Source organism: Streptacidiphilus neutrinimicus, assembly GCF_000787815.1.
In the GTDB taxonomy this organism is placed as follows: domain Bacteria; phylum Actinomycetota; class Actinomycetes; order Streptomycetales; family Streptomycetaceae; genus Streptacidiphilus; species Streptacidiphilus neutrinimicus.
Map to the genome: position 1 here is coordinate 56,531 of NZ_BBPO01000013.1, position 15,960 is coordinate 72,490.

14 protein-coding genes are annotated in these 15,960 nt (G+C 74.0%); 7 read left to right on the forward strand and 7 right to left on the reverse strand.

Annotated features, from left to right (window positions below; translation table 11 throughout):
- Positions 1-6 precede the first annotated feature (6 nt).
- Positions 7-2,142: an acyl-CoA dehydrogenase family protein gene (locus TR48_RS11380; protein ID WP_042365941.1), complete on the reverse strand. Its 2,136-nt coding sequence runs from the start codon at positions 2,140-2,142 to the stop codon at positions 7-9.
- A gap of 117 nt (positions 2,143-2,259) precedes the next feature.
- Between TR48_RS11380 and TR48_RS11385 the strand changes: the two genes are divergently transcribed.
- The 6 genes from TR48_RS11385 (at position 2,260) to TR48_RS11410 (ending at position 9,058) form a co-directional block, all read left to right on the forward strand.
- Positions 2,260-3,597, forward strand: a complete 1,338-nt coding sequence (locus TR48_RS11385) for a M48 family metalloprotease (RefSeq protein WP_084729222.1) — start codon at positions 2,260-2,262, stop codon at positions 3,595-3,597.
- 63 nt (positions 3,598-3,660) lie between these two features.
- Positions 3,661-4,317 (forward strand): class I SAM-dependent methyltransferase, encoded by a 657-nt coding sequence (locus TR48_RS11390; RefSeq protein ID WP_042365942.1) that lies wholly within the window; start codon positions 3,661-3,663, stop codon positions 4,315-4,317.
- A 104-nt stretch (positions 4,318-4,421) separates the two neighbouring features.
- Positions 4,422-5,879 (forward strand): hypothetical protein, encoded by a 1,458-nt coding sequence (locus tag TR48_RS11395; protein WP_161789811.1) that lies wholly within the window; start codon positions 4,422-4,424, stop codon positions 5,877-5,879.
- Positions 5,869-6,825 (forward strand): N-acetylmuramoyl-L-alanine amidase, encoded by a 957-nt coding sequence (locus tag TR48_RS11400; protein WP_042365944.1) that lies wholly within the window; start codon positions 5,869-5,871, stop codon positions 6,823-6,825. The genes TR48_RS11395 and TR48_RS11400 overlap by 11 nt, the downstream gene beginning before the upstream one ends.
- A 75-nt stretch (positions 6,826-6,900) precedes the next feature.
- Positions 6,901-7,974 (forward strand): hypothetical protein, encoded by a 1,074-nt coding sequence (locus TR48_RS11405; protein ID WP_042365945.1) that lies wholly within the window; start codon positions 6,901-6,903, stop codon positions 7,972-7,974.
- A gap of 70 nt (positions 7,975-8,044) precedes the next feature.
- On the forward strand, positions 8,045-9,058 hold the full coding sequence (locus TR48_RS11410) for an LLM class F420-dependent oxidoreductase (RefSeq protein WP_042365946.1): 1,014 nt from the start codon (positions 8,045-8,047) through the stop codon (positions 9,056-9,058).
- A 16-nt stretch (positions 9,059-9,074) separates the two neighbouring features.
- Here TR48_RS11410 and TR48_RS11415 read toward each other — a convergent pair whose 3' ends face one another.
- The 4 genes from TR48_RS11415 to TR48_RS11430 are packed head-to-tail and all read right to left on the reverse strand — an operon-like array spanning position 9,075 to position 13,195.
- Positions 9,075-9,845: a maleylpyruvate isomerase N-terminal domain-containing protein gene (locus TR48_RS11415; protein ID WP_084729224.1), complete on the reverse strand. Its 771-nt coding sequence runs from the start codon at positions 9,843-9,845 to the stop codon at positions 9,075-9,077.
- 40 nt (positions 9,846-9,885) lie between these two features.
- Complete coding sequence (locus tag TR48_RS11420) at positions 9,886-10,914, reverse strand: prenyltransferase/squalene oxidase repeat-containing protein (protein WP_042366014.1); 1,029 nt, start codon at positions 10,912-10,914, stop codon at positions 9,886-9,888.
- A 20-nt stretch (positions 10,915-10,934) separates the two neighbouring features.
- The gene (locus TR48_RS11425) at positions 10,935-11,705 is read right to left on the reverse strand and encodes a class I SAM-dependent methyltransferase (RefSeq protein ID WP_042365947.1); all 771 of its coding nucleotides are present in this window, start codon (positions 11,703-11,705) and stop codon (positions 10,935-10,937) included.
- Between the two features lie 53 nt (positions 11,706-11,758).
- Positions 11,759-13,195, reverse strand: a complete 1,437-nt coding sequence (locus TR48_RS11430) for a glycosyltransferase family 4 protein (protein WP_084729226.1) — start codon at positions 13,193-13,195, stop codon at positions 11,759-11,761.
- A 133-nt stretch (positions 13,196-13,328) separates the two neighbouring features.
- On the opposite strand from TR48_RS11430, the gene TR48_RS11435 reads away from it, so the two are divergent.
- Positions 13,329-13,925 carry a TetR family transcriptional regulator gene (locus TR48_RS11435; protein ID WP_042365949.1) on the forward strand — a complete coding sequence of 199 codons (597 nt, stop codon included), beginning with the start codon at positions 13,329-13,331 and terminating at the stop codon, positions 13,923-13,925.
- Between the two features lie 130 nt (positions 13,926-14,055).
- On the opposite strand, the gene TR48_RS11440 is transcribed toward TR48_RS11435, so the two are convergent.
- Both TR48_RS11440 and TR48_RS11445 read right to left on the reverse strand, forming a co-directional pair.
- Entirely contained in the window at positions 14,056-14,283 is a 228-nt protein-coding gene (locus TR48_RS11440; RefSeq protein WP_042365950.1) for a ferredoxin, read from the reverse strand.
- Between the two features lie 2 nt (positions 14,284-14,285).
- Positions 14,286-15,758: an aldehyde dehydrogenase gene (locus TR48_RS11445; RefSeq protein ID WP_042365951.1), complete on the reverse strand. Its 1,473-nt coding sequence runs from the start codon at positions 15,756-15,758 to the stop codon at positions 14,286-14,288.
- Positions 15,759-15,960: the final 202 nt, after the last annotated feature.

The following is a 15,960-nucleotide window of genomic DNA, read 5'->3' on the forward strand; positions in this document are numbered from 1 at the left end:
CTGCTGCTACGGCTGGGGGTCGCGCGGGAGGCCGAGGATGCGCTCGGCGACCACGTTGAGCTGGACCTGGGTGGTGCCTCCCGCGATGGTCAGGCAGCGCGACATCAGCGCCGCGTGCCCGGCCTCGCGGCCGACGCCCTGGTAGACCGCGCCCGCCTCCCCGCACAGCTCCAGCGCGTAGGCGGCGACCCGCTGCGCGTGCGGCGCGGAGACGAGCTTGCGAACGCTGCCGCCCGCGCCGGGGTCGAGGCCGTCGAGCGCGCTGAGCGTGGTGCGCAGGTCGATGCAGGCGAGCACGTGCTCGTCGGCGACCAGGCGGCCGAGGACGGCCGGGTCTCCGCCGGGGGCGTGCAGCAGGCGCTGGACGACGGGGCCGGTGGGGCTGGCGTCGGCCATGTGCACGCGCTCGTTGCCGAGCGTGTGCCGGGCCACCCGCCAGCCGTCGTCGACCGCGCCGACCACCGCGTCGGCGGGCAGCCGGACGTCGTCGAGGAAGACCTCGTTGAAGACCGCGTCGCCGGTCAGTTCGCGCAGCGGGCGGATGTCGATGCCCGGGGTGCCGCGCATGTCGACGACGAAGTAGGTGAGGCCCTGGTGCTTGGGCTTCTCCGGCGATGTGCGGGCGAGCAGGATGCCGAAGTCCGCGGTCCGGGCGCTGGAGGTCCACACCTTCTGGCCGTCGACGCGCCAACTGCCGTCCTGCTGCCGGACCGCGCGGGTCCGCAGCGAGGCGAGGTCGGAGCCGGCCTCCGGCTCCGAGAAGAGCTGGCACCAGGTCAGCTCGCCGCGCAGGGTCGGCATCAGCAGCCTCTCGCGCTGGGCGTCGGTGCCGTGGGCGACCAGGGAGGGGACGACCCAGTTGCCGATGGTCAGGTCCGGCAGGCGCACCCCCGCGGCGCGCAGCTCCTGCTCGACGACGAGCTGGCGCAGCGGTCCGGCGCCGAGCCCGTACGGGGCCGGGAGGTGGGGGGCGGCCCAGCCGTCGGACGCGAGGCGACGGCGCTGCTCGGCCGGGCCGAGCCCGGCGACCGAGGCCGCCGCGGCTCGCGCGTCGGCGCGGAACTCCTCGGCCTCGGGCGGCAGTTCCAGCTGCGGACGCCACTGATCCGCCGCGGCGGCCGTGTCCGCGACCGCGCGCCACAGCGCCCCTTCGCCGCGGAGGAGTTGGCGCAGTGCGAGGGCCCGGCGCAACCGCAGGTGGGCGTCGTGCTCCCAGGTGAAGCCGATACCGCCGAGGATCTGGACGCAGTCCTCGGCGTTGGCGCAGGCGGCGTCGACGGCCAGGGCCGCGGCGACGGCGGCGGCCGGCGGCGCGGTCTCCCGTGCGGCGGCCCAGGTCGCGGCGGCGGCCTTCTCGGCGCGGACCAGCAGCCCGGCGCAGAGGTGCTTGACGGCCTGGAACTGGCCGATGGGCCGCCCGAACTGTTCGCGAACCTTCGCGTGGGCGACGGCGCACTCCAGCGCCCAGCGAGCGAGGCCGCAGGCCTCGGCGGCGAGCACGGTCCGCACGATCGCGTGGGCGTCGTCGTCGGTGAGCGCGGCCAGGTGCTCGGCGGGGACGTCGTCGAACTCGACGCGGGCGAGGCCGCGGGTCGGGTCGAGCGCCATCAGCGGCGTGATCCGCGCGGCGGAGGCGGGGACCGCGCACCAGACCGGACCGCCCCCACCGTCGGCCCGGACGACGAGCAGCTCCGCCTCCGCCGCGCCGAGAACCACGCCGGCCGCCCCGTCCAGACGTCCGTCCGGCGTCGCCGTCACCGCTGCGCGCCAGGCCACGGCGGCGGTCAGCCCGCCGTCGGCGAGAGCGGCGAGGCGTTGATCGTCGGGATCGCAGCGGGCGAGCAGCGCGGCGGCGAGGACGGTCGGCAGGTAGCCGCCGGGCAGGACCGCGCGGCCGGTCTCCTCGACCACCACGGCCAGGTCCAGCAGTCCGCCGCCGCCCCCGCCCGCCCGCTCGGGCAGGTGCGGGCCGAGCAACCCCTGCTCGGCCAGCGCCTTCCACCACGAGGGCCGGGCGGTCCCCACCGCACCCGGCTCCTCCGCCAGCGCCGCCCGGACCACCGGTCCGGGGACCTCCCGCTCCAGCAGGCGCCGCACCGAGCCCCGCAACTCCCGGTGCTCCTCGCTGATGCCGACGGCCATGGACGTCCCCTTCCGAAGCTGACGTGGCGTCAGAGTAGAACATGTTCCAGAAATTGGGAAGTCCGGCACCGGGAGGTCCTTTCCTCGGGGCCGTCGGCTCGGGCATCATCTGCGGCCATGACCACCCCCACGACGAGCGAGAACGCCGTCTGCCCGGAATGCTCGGGTTCGCTCACCAACGACCCGCGATTTGCCGTCTGGTGCCCTTCGTGCCATTGGAACGCGTTGCCGGAAACGACCCGCAAGCCGACCTCTCAGGAGAACAACCTGCGCCGCCGGCTCGACCGGGCGCTGGAGGAGCGGCTGTTCCAGGAGGCCGTCTCCGGCCGGGATCTGAAGCCCCACCGGGACGCCTCGTTCTTCGCCGCGGCCGCGCTGGCGCTGCCCGTGCACCTGGTCACCCTGGCGGCGCTCGTCGCGGGCGGCCTGCTGGTCGCCTACGGCTCCTGGCCGGGCTGGGTCGCGGCCGCCGCGCTCTTCGGCATCGCCTACCAGTGCCGCCCGCGCCTCGGCTCCTACCGGAAGGCCGTCCGCAAGGCCGCGGTGGTCACGCGCGCGGACGCGCCGGCGCTGTGGGCGCTGGCGGACTCCGTCGCCGACGAGCTCGGCACCCGACGGGCCGATGCCATCGTGCTCAGCCGGCGTTTCAACGCCTCCTACGCGCGCCTGGGGCTGCGGCGCCGGGTCGTGCTGGTGCTCGGCATGCCGCTGTGGGCGTCGCTGTCGGAACAGGAGCGGGTGGCGCTGCTGGCCCACGAGTTCGGCCACGGCGCCAACGGCGACGCGCGGCGCGGACTGTGGCTCGGCGCCGCGCTGAGCGGGCTGGAGGAGTGGTGGCGGATCCTGCAGACCAGCGCCCTCGCGCGGAACCGGAGCCACGGCCTGGAGGCGTTCGTCATGCTGCTGGTGAGCTGGCTGACGGCCGGGCTCGCCCAGCTCGTCCTGCTCTACGCGCGGCTGCTGAACTGGCTGACCCGGATCGGCAGCCGCCGCGCCGAGTACCTGGCCGACTCCTTCACCTCCCGCCTCGCCGGGACCGAGGGCGCCACCGGCCTCCTCGAGGCGCTGCGCCTCGGGACGGCGTACGAGAGCGTCATCCACCGACGTCGCGTCGCCGGTCAGCGCATCCCCGGCCAGCGACACCGCCGCGGCGGTGCGCCCGGTGCGGCCGAGCCGGTCGTGCCCGAGCTGTCGGCGGGCGACCTGTGGACGCAGGTGCAGGAGTACGTCCGGACCATCCCGGCCGCGGAGCGCACCCGGCGTCTCCTCGTGTCCGAGCTGACCCACGACGACTTCGACGGCACCCACCCGCCGACCCACCTGCGGCTGGCCTTCGTCCGCAGCCGTGAGACGGCCGAGCCCGCGGTCCGGCTGAGCCCGGCCGACTCCGCCGCGATCGACGCCGAGCTGCGCCCGGCGGCCGGGCCGATCGCCGAGGACCTGCTCACCGGCTGACGCCGGTGAGCGGGGCCCGAACGGCCGGTGCCCGCAGGTGACCGGCCGGTAGGGTGACCCGCTATGGACGCGACGCAACAGACCGGCCCCGCCCTTCCGCAGGCGCAGGTGCTGGCCGCCTTCGAGGCGGCGACGGGATTCATGCCGGTGGACGAGGGCCTGGCCCTCTACGCCGCAGCCGCCGAGGCGGCCGCCCGTACAGGGCTGCCGCTGCTGGAGATCGGCACGTACTGCGGCCGCTCCACGATCCTGCTCGCCGAGGCGGCCCGGCTGGCCGGAACCGTCGCGATCACCGTCGACCACCACCGGGGCTCGGAGGAGCAGCAGCCCGGCTGGGAGTACCACGACACCAGCCTGGTCGACCCCGAGGTCGGCCTGATGGACACCCTCCCCCGGTTCCGCCGCACGCTGCACGCGGCCGGGCTGGAGCCGCACGTCGTCGCGCTCGTCGGGCGCTCCCCGCAGCTCGCGTCGCTGTGGGGCACGCGGGTGGGCCTCGTCTTCGTCGACGGCGGCCACACCGACGAGCACGCCACCGGCGACTACGAGGGCTGGGTCCCCCACCTCGCGCCGGAGGGCCTGCTGGTCGTGCACGACGTCTTCCCCGACCCGACGGACGGCGGCCAGGCCCCCTACCGGGTCTACCTGCGCGCGCTCGACGAGGGCTTCCGCGAGGTCTCGGTCACCGGCTCGCTGCGGGTGCTGTGCCGCGAGGGCTGAGCGCGGAAGTTCTTGATCGCACAAACCCGCCTGCGCGCTGCGGGGGTTCGATACGGTGGCGCCCATCGGTTTCGGGGTACCTGCGGTACGCGGCGAGGTGGGCGATGAGCGAACGGGACGGGACGAGCCCCGCGGTGTGGGATCCGACAGCCAACGGCGGCGCCGGCGGCTGGGTCCGCGGAGGCGCGGGCGGACCGCACGCCGGAGCCTCGCAGGACCCGCGCGCGGCCCGGCCGAGCGACGCCGAGGAGACGGCGGTGCTGCCGCCGGTCCCCGGCACCGTCCCGCCCCCGGCGGGCGGCGCCGCGGAAGCGCCCTCGCCGACCCAGCTCGACCAGCCGATCGCCCGCCCCTACTTCCCCGGGGCTCCGGGCCGGCCTCCGGCGACTCCGCCCCACGCCTCCGGCCGTCCCACCCCGTTCACTCCTCCCGGCGTCCAGCAGCCCCCGCCGCCGGGCGCGCAGCCGCCGCACGGCCCCGGATTCAGCGCCCACCCCGGCCCCGTGGGCGCCGACGTACCGACCATGGGCACGCCAGGTGCGCAGCCCACCGCGCGCTCCGCCGCGCCCGGCGGCCACCCCGGCCACGCGGGCGAGGTGCCGACCGTGAGCGCGCCCGGCACGCAGTCGCCGTTCGGGGCGGGGTTCGGCGCGCCGCCCAGCCCACAGGTCGGCTTTCAGGCCGGTGCCGCTCCCTTCGCTCCGCCCGGTGTTCGGCCGGGCGCCGAGGCGCCGACCGTGGGTGCGCCCGCGTATGCGCCGAACTTCCAGGTCCCGGCGCAGAGCCCCGACTACGGGGTGCCCGGGCCGCCGCCGTTCCGGCGGCCGGACTTCGGCGGCCCGCAGCCGCCGCCCGCCGCCTACACCGGTGCCGACGAAGCGCCGCGGCGGATGTCGACCGGTGTGATGCTCGCGATCGTGATCGTGGTCGCCGCGGTGCTCGGGGTCGGCGCGGTGTGGGGGCTCGGGCTCGGACGGTCCAGCGGCAGCGCCGGCTCGGGCGCCTCACCCGTCGCGAGCGGCGGCGGAAGCGCGTCCGGCTCCACCGGCGGCTCGGCGGCGCCGAGCGGCTCACCCAGCGGCGGGGCGTCCCCTTCCGCCTCCGGGAGCGCCACAGCGGGCGCGCAGGCGCAGGCGCAGGCCGTCGACAGCCTGCTGTCGCAGAGCAAGGGCGTGCGCCAGTCCATCGGCTCGGCCGCCACGGACGTGTCCGGCTGCACCAACCTGGCCGATGCGCAGGGCGCTTTCCAGAACGCGGCGAACAGCCGCCAGAGCCTCGCGAACCAGGCGACCACCCTGGACGTCTCGCAGCTGCCGAACGGCGCCGCGCTGCTGCAGCAGCTCGCGCAGGCGGAGCGTGACTCGGCCAACGCCGACAACGCCTACGCGAGCTACGCGGGCTCGCTGGCGTCGAGCGGCACCTGCACCCCGAACGCTCCGCTGCCCCAGTCCGTGACCGCCGCCAACACGACGGCCACCAATGACAAGAATGCCTTCGTGGTGGAATGGGACCAGATCGCCGCACAGTACGGACTGCCTTCGTGGACGAAAAATGACTTCTGAGGACTTCGGGCCCCAGCGACCGCACCGCGCCAGGACCACGACGCTCGTGCTGGTCCTGGCGGCGCTGGTGCCCCTCTGCTTCGCGGGCTGGCTGGGCTGGCGGGCGATAGCCGGCGAGCCGGGCAAGGGATCGGGCAACCGTCCCGCCGCCGCGGGCGGAGCGAGCCGCGGCGCCGCTCCGAGCGGGAGCCCCTCGGGCACGCCCGGCGGCAGCGCGCCGCCCTCCGGCTCCGCGTCCCCCTCCGGCTCCGGGGGCGCCGGCAAGCCGCTCGCGGGCAAGGTGATCGTGATCGATCCGGGCCACAACCCGAACAACGTCGACCACCCGAGCGAGATCAACAGCCTGGTCTTCGTCGGCAACAGCAGCAAGGCCTGCGACACCACCGGCGCCTCGACCAACGCGGGCTACCCGGAGGCGGAGTTCACCCTCGACGTCGCGCGGCGGGTGCGCACGCTGCTGGAGGCCGAGGGCGCCACCGTCATCTTCACCCAGGACGGCAGCACACCGTGGGGCCCGTGCGTGACCCAGCGCGCGGAGATCGGCAACCGCGCCCACGCGGACGCGGCGATCTCCATCCACGCGGACGGGGCGGGCGCCACCGACCACGGCTTCCATGTGATCATGCCTCAGGCGGTGATCGCCGGAGGTGTGAACAACAGCGCGATCGTCGCCCCGTCGCACACGCTGGGCCTGGACCTGCGATCCGCCTTCGCGGCGGCGACGGGCGAGCCGTTCGCCAACTACATCAACGGCGGCGTGGGCTACGACATCCGCAGCGACCTGGGCGGGCTGAACCTGTCCACGGTGCCGAAGGTCTTCATCGAGTGCGCCAACATGCGCAACTCCGGCGACGCGCAGCGGGTGACCTCCGCCACGTGGCGTCAGGAGGCGGCCCAGGGCATCGCCGACGGCCTCAGCCAGTTCGTCCTCCACGAGGGGAACTGATCCGGCTGGTACGGTCACAACCGGTCCCAGTGGTTCCGTGCGCCAACGGCCCACGACACACGAGAGGCTTACGCGGTGAATCTGCGAACCGTCACCCGAGGGGACGCCGCGCTGGCGGCTTCGGCGCTGCTGCTCCTCGTCTCCTCCTTCTTCACGTTCTTCCAAGCGGGCGCGGACCAGTGCACCGGGACGGCCTCCACCTGCTCCACCAACGCGTGGAATGCCTCGCTCTTCCCGCTGCTGCCCGGCGTCGTGCTGCTCGGCGTGATCGGTCCGGTGCTGGTGCTGCTGGGCCGGCTGCTGCCGCACGAGCCCTCCGCGCTCGGCATCGGCCTGCGCCCGTGGGGCGTGGTGCTGACGGTGGCCGCAGCCTGGTCCGCGCTGTGGACGCTGTTCGGCGGCCCGACCGGTGACCTCTTCGGCCACCCGGAGGTCTCCTCCAGCCCGCAGCTCGGCGCGTTCCTGGCCTTCGTCTTCTGCGCACTCGACGTCCTGCTGGCGGTGGCCGCCCCAGTCCTGCCGTTCCTGGCCGCCCCACTGCTGCCGCAGGCCACGACCTTGGCCCCGCCGTCCCCGTACGCGCCGCAGGGCGCGGAGGGCCGGCCGGGCTTCCCGGATTTCGGCGCGCCCGCCGGCCAGCCGCAGCCCCCGCACGTCGGGCACTTCCACCCGCAGCCGGTCCAGCAGTCCCAGCCGGGCCAGCCGTTCCAGGGGCCCGAGCGGCAGGCGTCGACGCTGCCGCTGTCGACCCCGGCGGAGCAGGCCGGCGCGGGCCCGGCCGCGCCCGAGTCCTCCGCCGCCGCGACCGCGCGGCTGCCGCGGCACACCCCGCAGGACACCCCGCCCGGTTCGGCCTCGACCGTGCGCCTGGGCGCGGCCGCGCCGGCCGCCGCGCAGTCCCCGGCCGTGCCGATGCCTGCCGCCGCCGAGCCGGTGACGCCCGCGCCCGCCTTCGCGCCGTTCTGGTTCGCCGTCCCGGCGGCCCGGCCGCTGGCGCCCGAGAACGACCCGAAGGGCGCGCCCGTCGGCGAACTCGTGCCCGGCACCTGGTACCTGGCCATCGCCCAGCGCGGCGAGGCGCTGCTCGCCCGGACCCAGGAGGGCAAGAGCGGGCTGCTCGTCGACACCACCGGCATCCAGCGCGGCTGAGCGCGCCGTTGTTCCTTGCGGACCCCCTCGCTAATCTGACAGACCGTCAGCTCTACGAGGGGGTTCCGTCATGCGGCTCGGTCTGGTCCTCGGCTACTGGGGCGCGGCCCCGACTCCCGGTTTCGTCGAACTCGCCCAGGAGGCCGAGCGCCTCGGCTTCGACTCGGTGTGGACGGCCGAGTCCTGGGGCTCCGACGTCTTCACCCCGCTGACCTGGATCGCCGCGCACACCCGGCGGATCCGGCTGGGCACCGGCATCGCCCAGATGGCCGCCCGCACACCTACCGCCACCGCCATGCACGCCATGACGCTCGATCACCTGTGTGGCGGACGGCTGCTGCTGGGCCTCGGCCTGTCCGGGCCTCAGGTGGTGGAGGGCTGGTACGGGCGTCCGTTCCCGCGTTCCCCGCTCACCGCCGTGCGCGAGTACGTGGACGTGGTCCGCCAGGCCCTGCGCCGCGAGAAGCCGGTCGCCCTGGAGGGCCGCTACCACCCGCTGCCCTACCCCGGCCCCGACGGCACGGGCCTCGGCAAGCCGCTCAAGCCGATCGTCCACCCGCTGCGCCCGGACATCCCGATCCTGCTGGGCGCGGAGGGGCCGAAGAACATCGCGCAGACCACGCGGGTCGCCGACGGCTGGCTGCCGCTCTACTTCTCCCCCGAGCGCTGGCACGAGCTCTACGCCGAGCCGCTGGCGGGCGCCCGGCCGGGTTTCATGGTCGCCCCCCTCGTCCACGCCCGCGTCTGCGCGGACGTGGACGAGGGGCTCGCGCCGATCCGGGCCATGCTGGGCTTCTACGTCGGCGGGATGGGCGCGCACACCCGCAACTTCCACGCCGACCTGATGGCCAGGATGGGCTACGCGGCCGAGGCGCGGCGCGTCCAGGAGCTGTTCCTGGCGGGCCGCCGCGAGGAGGCCGTCGCGGCGGTCCCCGCGGCGTTCGCCGACGAGATCAGCCTGGTCGGCCCGCGCGAACGCATCGCCGACCGCCTGGCGGCGTGGCGTGCGACGCCCGTCACCGACCTGCTGGTCACCTCACGCGACCCGGAGACGCTGAGGACGCTGGCGGAGCTGGTCCTCTGACGTTCGCGGTCCCGGTTCAGGTGAGGCTGAGCCCCGCACGCCAGAGCTCCGGCACCCGCTCCTCGCCGAACCGCTCCGGCCCGGCCTCGCCCTGCGGCAGACGGCCGTTGAGCCAGAGCATCACGTCCCGCGCGCTGCCGCGCACAGCCGCGTCCGCCTTGGCGTGGCCGTACTCGAGGGTGAACGCCTCCGCGGTGCGCCGCAGGCGCCACTCGCCCGGCACGTCGGTGCAGTGCAGGTGCAGGCTGTCGCCGTCGCCCGCGAGGGCGGAGCGGCCGGCGAAGGCACGGGCGTCGAAGTCCGAGGCGTTGGTCAGCAGTTCGTCGACGTTGTCGGCGGCCAGCGCGGCGTCGGCCTCCGGCCGCACGCCGACGGTCAGTTCGGCGTCGATCCGGTGCACCAGCGACTCGTGCGCGATCCTCCGCGCCCACCAGCGCGTCCCACCGCCGTGGGCCCAGCCCCACACGGCGAGGTCCGGCCCGGTCTCCCGCAGCAGCGCGACCGTCCGGTCCGCCCCCGCCCGCAGCCAGTCGGCCTCGCCGCCCTCCGGCATCTCCCGGTCCGGCACCTCACGGAACGGCACCCGCTCGGTCGCCTTGCGGGCCACGACCTCGCCGATCCAGCGGAACACCATGCCCTGGTGGAACAGCAGGTCCCGCAGCACCCAGTCGGGACAACTCGGCACGCGCGCCGCCATGTCCGCGTCCGCGGCGAGCTCCGCGGTGCGGCGCGCGTGATCGGCGGCGTGATCGAGGTACTGCTCGTGTGCAAGCCACTCCATAGCCATGGGGCGGACGCTAGCACCCCGTGGACGGAGCGGCGCCCCCTCAGTGGACAGCCGCGCAGCACTCCTCCGTCAGCCCCGCGGGGAGCGACTCGCCGCCGAAGACGGACACCGTCGCCTCGTCCCCGCCCAGCGCCGCCACGGCGAGCAGCAGCGCGCCCGCCGTCCACGTGGTGCGCTCCTCAGGCCAGATCGCGTCGTCCTCGAAGACGTAGCCCGTCCAGTAGCCGCCGTCGGTGTGGCGCAGGTGCTGGATGGACTTGAGGATCTCCACCGCGCGGGTGGACTCCCCGATCGCCCACAACGCCAGTGCCAGCTCGGCGCTTTCGCCGCCGGTGACCCAGGGGCGGTCGGAGACGCAGCGCACGCCGAGGCCGGGGACGACGAAGCGGTCCCAGTCGCGCTCGATGCGCTCCTTCGCGGCGGCGCCGCGCAGCGCCGTGCCCAGGACCGGGTAGTACCAGTCCATGGAGTAGCGGTCCTTGTCGAGGAAGCGCTCCGGGTGGTGGGCGACCGCGTGGCCGAGGCGACCGGCGGCGAGCTCCCAGTCGGGCTGGGGTTCCTCCAGGTGGTCCGCGATCGCCAGGGCGCAGCGCAGTGCGTGGTGGATGCTGGAGCAGCCGGTCAGCAGGGCCTCGTCGGGGGCGGAGCCGTCCTGGTCGCGACGCCAGGAGACGGTGCCGTCCGCGCGGCCGAGCGCCAGCACGAAGGCCATGGCGCGGCCGACGGTGGGCCAGATCTCCTCCAGGAAGGCGTCGTCGCCGGTGGAGAGGTAGTGGTGCCAGGCTCCGACCGCGACGTAGGCGCAGAAGTTGGACTCGCGGTTCAGCTCGCTCGCCACACCCTCGCGGTAGGCCGCGTACCAGGAGCCGTCCGGGTTCTGACTGCCGATCAGCCACCGGTACGCGGCCTCCGCGGCCGCGTGCTCGCCCGCCACGTCGAGGGCCATGGCGGCCTCGACGTGGTCCCAGGGGTCGAGGTGGCCGCCGGTGAACCACGGGATCGCCCCGTCGGCGCGCTGCTCGGCGAGGATGCTGTGGACGGTCGCCGCGGCCTGCTGGGCGGTCAGCACACCGTCCAGGGTCAGCGTCCTCACGCGCCCGCCTCGAACGCGGCGCCGTCGAACGAGGTGGCCTCGCCGGTGCGCGGCTTGGTCGCGTAGGCGACGAAGCTCTTGCCGATGACGGGGTTGAGCGCCTTCTCCGTCAGGCGGGTGAGCATGCCGATGACGGGAGCGCCGACGATGTCCCAGACCAGCAGCTGGTGGTAGGCACGGACGGGCAGCGCCTTGTCGTTGTCGACGCCGACCGCGCACTTGATCCACCAGTACGGCGAGTGCAGCGCGTGGGCGTGGTGGGTGCCGTGCGGGACGAGACCGGCCTCGGTCATCTTCTCCAGCAGCTCGTCGCCGCGGTAGATGCGGATGTGGCCGCCCTCGACCTCGTGGTAGGCGTCGGAGAGCGCCCAGCAGATCTGCTCGGGCAGCCAGCGGGGGACGGTGATGGCGATCGAGCCGCCGGGACGAAGGACGCGGACCATCTCCGCGAGCACCCCCTTGTCGTCCGGAATGTGCTCCATCACCTCGGAGATGATGATCTTGTCGAAGCTGTCGTCGGGGAAGGGCAGGTTGAGCGCGTCGCCCTCGACCGCGATCGCGGAGGCGCCGGCCGGGGCCTCACCCTCCAGCTCCATCGCGGCGAACCACTTGCGCACCTCGCGGATCTCGTCCGCGTTCTGGTCCAGGGCGACCACGCGGCCACCGCGCCGGTACACCTCGAAGGCGTGGCGTCCGCCGCCGCAGCCGAGGTCGAGCACCCGGTCGCCGGGGGCGATCGGAAAGCGGGAGAAGTCGACGGTCAGCACGGCCGGGGGCTCCTAACGATGACAGGCTCGAAGAGAAAGGAGAGCAAGGGCGGTCAGACGTAACGCCAGCCGCGGCCCGCACGGGCGTGCTGCCCGACGCCGGTGGCGATCGCCTCGCGATAGCGCTCGACGGTGAGCTCGGCGGCGCGTCGCCAGGTGAAGCGTTCCAGCACCCGGGCCCGGCCCGCCGCGCCGATGCGGGCGCGCAGTTCGGGCTCGTCCAGCAGCCGGCCGAGCGCGGCGGCCAGCGCACCGGGATCGCCGGGCGGGACCGCCAGGCAGGTCTCCCCGTCCGGGCCCGCGACCTCCGGGATCGCGCCGCCGGTCGTGGCGACCAGCGGGGTGCCGGTGGCCATGGCCTCGGCGGCCGGGAGCGAGAAGCCCTCGTAGAGCGACGGCACGCAGGCGACCTCCGCGCTGCGCACCAGGTCGACGAAGGCGGCGTCGTCGATGCCGCCGCGGAACTCGACGGCGTCCTCCAGGCCGAGCCGCTTGATCGCGTCCGCGACCGGGCCCTCCTCGGGCCGCCGGCCGACGACGACCAGGTGGGCGTCGCGCTCGGTGCGGACCTTGGCGAGCGCCTCGACCAGGAAGACCAGGCCCTTGAGCGGCACGTTGGCGCTGGAGGTGGTGACGATCCGGCCCGGGACCTCGGCGACGGACGGGTCCGGCGACCACAGCTCCACGTCCGCGCCGATCGGCACGACGTGGACGCGACCGGGCGCGACGTCGAGGTGCTCGACGATCTCGCGGGCGGAGCTCTCGGAGACGGTCAGCACCGAGTCGAGCCGGGCGGCGACGCGGCGCTGCATGCGCGTGAACGCGTACCAGCGGCGCACGGAGAGCTTCTTGAGCCCGCCCTGGGCGGCGGCCAGGTCCAGCTTGCGGTCCACGGTGATCGGGTGGTGGATCGTGGTGACCAGCGGGAAGCCGATCCGATCCAGGCCGAGCAGGCCGTAGCCGAGGGTCTGGTTGTCGTGCACGACGTCGTAGCGGCCGCGGTGCAGGGAGAGGTGACGCCGCGCGCGGAGGCTGAAGGTCAGCGGCTCGGGGAAGCCGCCGGTGCGCATGATCGCGGTCTCCAGCACATCGACCGGCCCGCGGTACTCCGACAGCCCCGGGGTCCGGAACGGGTCGGGATCACGGTAGAGGTCGAGGCTGGCGATCTCGGTGAAGGCCAGCTTTCCCGTCCCGTCGGGATCGACGGCGTGGTGGTCCAGGACGGGGTACGGCTGGCCGCCGAGCACGCGCACGTCGTGCCCGAGCCGGGCGAGTTCGCGCGACAGGTGTCTGACGTAGACGCCCTGCCCGCCGCAGAACGGGTTGCCCTTGTACGAGAGCAGCGCGATACGCAGAGGCGCGTCGTCGTGGCTCACGGTCAACTCGACCCCTCTCCTGGGTCTCTTGCTGGTCTCCCGGTGCGCCGCCCGGTCGGCACGCGGCCTCCCGGGGCGATCCCGGCCAGGGTAATCTAGAACACGTTCCAGCATGGCGGGCAGTGAGAGAGCTTGAAGATTACCGGTCCGTAGCTTGACCAAATCGGCCGGGGCGGGTGATTCGCGCCACGCCCGCGCTGTACGCCATCATGCGTGAGGTCCAGTGGCAGGCACGTAGGAGCACCCGATGACGACCAGCCCACGCCCGGCAGCGCCACCGCTCACGGAGCGACAGGAGGCGCGTCGACGCCGCATCCTGCACACCGCCGCGCAGCTGGCGTCGCGCGGCGGCTTCGAGGCAGTCCAGATGCGCGAGGTCGCGGAGCTGTCGGGCGTCGCCCTCGGGACCCTCTACCGGTACTTCCCCTCCAAGGTGCACCTGCTGGTCGCGACGATGCAGGACCAGCTGCAGCTCTTCCAGGAGCAGACCCGCAAGCACCCCGTCGTGGGCGAGGACGCCGGCGCACGGGTGGCGGACACGCTGATGCGCACCTTCCGCGGCCTGCAGCGGGAGCCGCAGCTCGCGGAGGCGATGGTCCGCGCCCTCACCTTCGCCGACCGCTCGGTGAGCGCGGAGGTCGACCAGGTCAGCCGGATCACCGGGCAGCTCATCCTCGACGCCATGGGCCTGACCGAACCCCCCACCCGCGAGCAGCTGGCGGCGGTGCGGGTCATCGAGCACACCTGGCACTCGGCGCTGGTCACCTGGCTCTCCGGCCGCGCCTCGATCGCCCAGGTCCGCATCGACCTCGAGACGGCCTGCAAGCTGCTGACCATGGATTAGTCGCACCACGTCAGGGGCGCCGGGAACTGCGCGACAAGCCACCTTGAGTGGCGCATCCCCGAACGAGCAGAGCCATCCGCACGCCGGCGGCCGGCAGCGCAGTTCCTCGCGCCCCAGGGAGTAAGCGTCCCTAGTCGGGAAAGACGGGATCCCCCGTCTCCGCCATCTGGATGAGGATCGCCTCCACCGGGCACGTCTCCGCGGCGGCCAGAACCACCTCGGACGCGTCGATCTCGTCCTCGACCGGATGCGACTGCCGTGCCGCGTCCAGTCGGAACGACCGGGGCGCGCTGTTCGCGCAGAAGCCGCTGCTGATGCAGACGCCCCGGTCGACCTCCACCCGCCAGCGGTCGCCCATGCTCACTCACCCTCCGGGACGGGGTAGCCCTGGGGGAGGTTGATGGTCTTGTCCTCCAGGAAGCCGGCCAGGCCCTCGGGGCCGAACTCGCGGCCCAGGCCGGAGTTCTTGAAGCCGCCGAACGGGCCGTTGAAGTCGAGGCTGAAGCTGTTGACCGAGAAGGTGCCGGTGCGCACCTGCCGGGCCACCTCGACGCCGTGGGCGGCGTCGGCCGCCCACACGCTGCCGGAGAGGCCGTACTCGGAGTCGTTGGCGATGCGGATCGCGTCCGCCTCGTCGTCGTAGGGCAGCAGGCAGACGACGGGGCCGAAGATCTCCTCGCGGGCGACCCGCATTCGGTTGTCCACGGAGCCGAGCAGCGTCGGTTCGACGTACCAGCCGCGCGGCTGCGACGCGGGCACGCCCCCGCCGGCGAGGACCTTCGCGCCCTCCTCCTGGCCGATCCGGATGTAGTCGAGGTTGCGCTGCTGCTGGCGCCGGGCGACCAGCGGGCCGACCTGCGTGGCGCCGTCCAGCGGATCGCCGACGACGAGGGAGCCGACGGCGGCGGCCATCTTGTCGGCGATCTCGTCGTAGCGCGAGCGCGGCGCGAGCACACGGGTCAGGGCGACGCAGGCCTGACCGTTGTTCATGTAGGAGGAGCCCATGAGGTTGGCGACCGCCGCGTCCAGGTCCGCGTCGGGCAGGAGGATCGCCGCCGACTTGCCGCCGAGCTCCAGCGTGACCCGGGTGAGGTTGCGGGAGGCGACCTCCATGATGCGCTTGCCCGCCGGGACCGAGCCGGTGAAGGAGATCTTGTCGATGCCGGCGTGGCCGACCAGGTACTCGCTGACCTCGCGGTCGGCCGGGAGGATGCTGAGCACGCCCTCGGGCAGCCCGGCCTCGGTGGCGATCTCGGCGAGGAGGTAGGAGTCGAGGGGCGTCTCCGGCGAGGGCTTGAGCACGACGGTGCACCCGGCCAGCAGGGCGGGCGCGAGCTTCGCCGCCGCGACGAACTGCGGGACGTTCCACGGGACCACGGCCGCGACGACGCCGACCGGCTCGCGGCGGACCAGCAACGGGCTGAGGACGCCGTTGCGGTACTCCTCGTAGCGGAAGTCCCTCGCGATCGTGATCGCGGAGTCCCAGATCATCACCGGCCCGAAGGCCTGGGCCAGGATGCTCCACGAGTACGGGGAGCCGTTCTCGGAGCTGATCACGCGGGCGATCTCGTCCGCGCGGGCGGCGATGCCGTCCTTGATCCGGGCGCAGACCTCGATCCGCTCCTCGATGCTCATCCGCGGCCAGGGACCCTCGTCGAAGGCCCGGCGCGCGGCCGCGACGGCGCGGTCCACGTCCTCGCGCGCGGCGTGCGGAACACGTCCGACGACCTCCTCGGTGTGCGGGGAGATCACCTCGATCACCTCGGCGCCGGCCGGCGCCACGAGCGATCCGCCGATGTAGAGCTCGCCGTACTCGGTCACGCCGTCGACCATCGGTCTCTCTCCTCCCGAACCGCGTCTTCGCGACTCCCCGATCCACTCCACGAGAACTGATACCAGTTCTAGTTATAGGCGGCAATGGCCATGCAGTACGCTGCCGCGATAGGTGTATTGCGCAAAGAACGCGTTGCATTTCCGAGGAGGCAGCCCGTGGCCGTGCCCGTGTCCTTGCCGGATCCGCAGGAGGAGCAGCCCG

What these genes read in the sequence shown, in the direction of transcription:
- TR48_RS11380 (WP_042365941.1), bottom strand. Translation starts at nt 2,142, where the DNA reads ATGGCCGTCGGCATCAGCGAGGAGCACCGGGAGTTGCGGGGCTCGGTG.
- TR48_RS11385 (WP_084729222.1), top strand. Translation starts at nt 2,260, where the DNA reads ATGACCACCCCCACGACGAGCGAGAACGCCGTCTGCCCGGAATGCTCG.
- TR48_RS11390 (WP_042365942.1), top strand. Translation starts at nt 3,661, where the DNA reads ATGGACGCGACGCAACAGACCGGCCCCGCCCTTCCGCAGGCGCAGGTG.
- TR48_RS11395 (WP_161789811.1), top strand. Translation starts at nt 4,422, where the DNA reads ATGAGCGAACGGGACGGGACGAGCCCCGCGGTGTGGGATCCGACAGCC.
- TR48_RS11400 (WP_042365944.1), top strand. Translation starts at nt 5,869, where the DNA reads ATGACTTCTGAGGACTTCGGGCCCCAGCGACCGCACCGCGCCAGGACC.
- TR48_RS11410 (WP_042365946.1), top strand. Translation starts at nt 8,045, where the DNA reads ATGCGGCTCGGTCTGGTCCTCGGCTACTGGGGCGCGGCCCCGACTCCC.
- TR48_RS11415 (WP_084729224.1), bottom strand. Translation starts at nt 9,845, where the DNA reads ATGGCTATGGAGTGGCTTGCACACGAGCAGTACCTCGATCACGCCGCC.
- TR48_RS11430 (WP_084729226.1), bottom strand. Translation starts at nt 13,195, where the DNA reads ATGCTGGAACGTGTTCTAGATTACCCTGGCCGGGATCGCCCCGGGAGG.
- TR48_RS11435 (WP_042365949.1), top strand. Translation starts at nt 13,329, where the DNA reads ATGACGACCAGCCCACGCCCGGCAGCGCCACCGCTCACGGAGCGACAG.
- TR48_RS11440 (WP_042365950.1), bottom strand. Translation starts at nt 14,283, where the DNA reads ATGGGCGACCGCTGGCGGGTGGAGGTCGACCGGGGCGTCTGCATCAGC.
- TR48_RS11445 (WP_042365951.1), bottom strand. Translation starts at nt 15,758, where the DNA reads ATGGTCGACGGCGTGACCGAGTACGGCGAGCTCTACATCGGCGGATCG.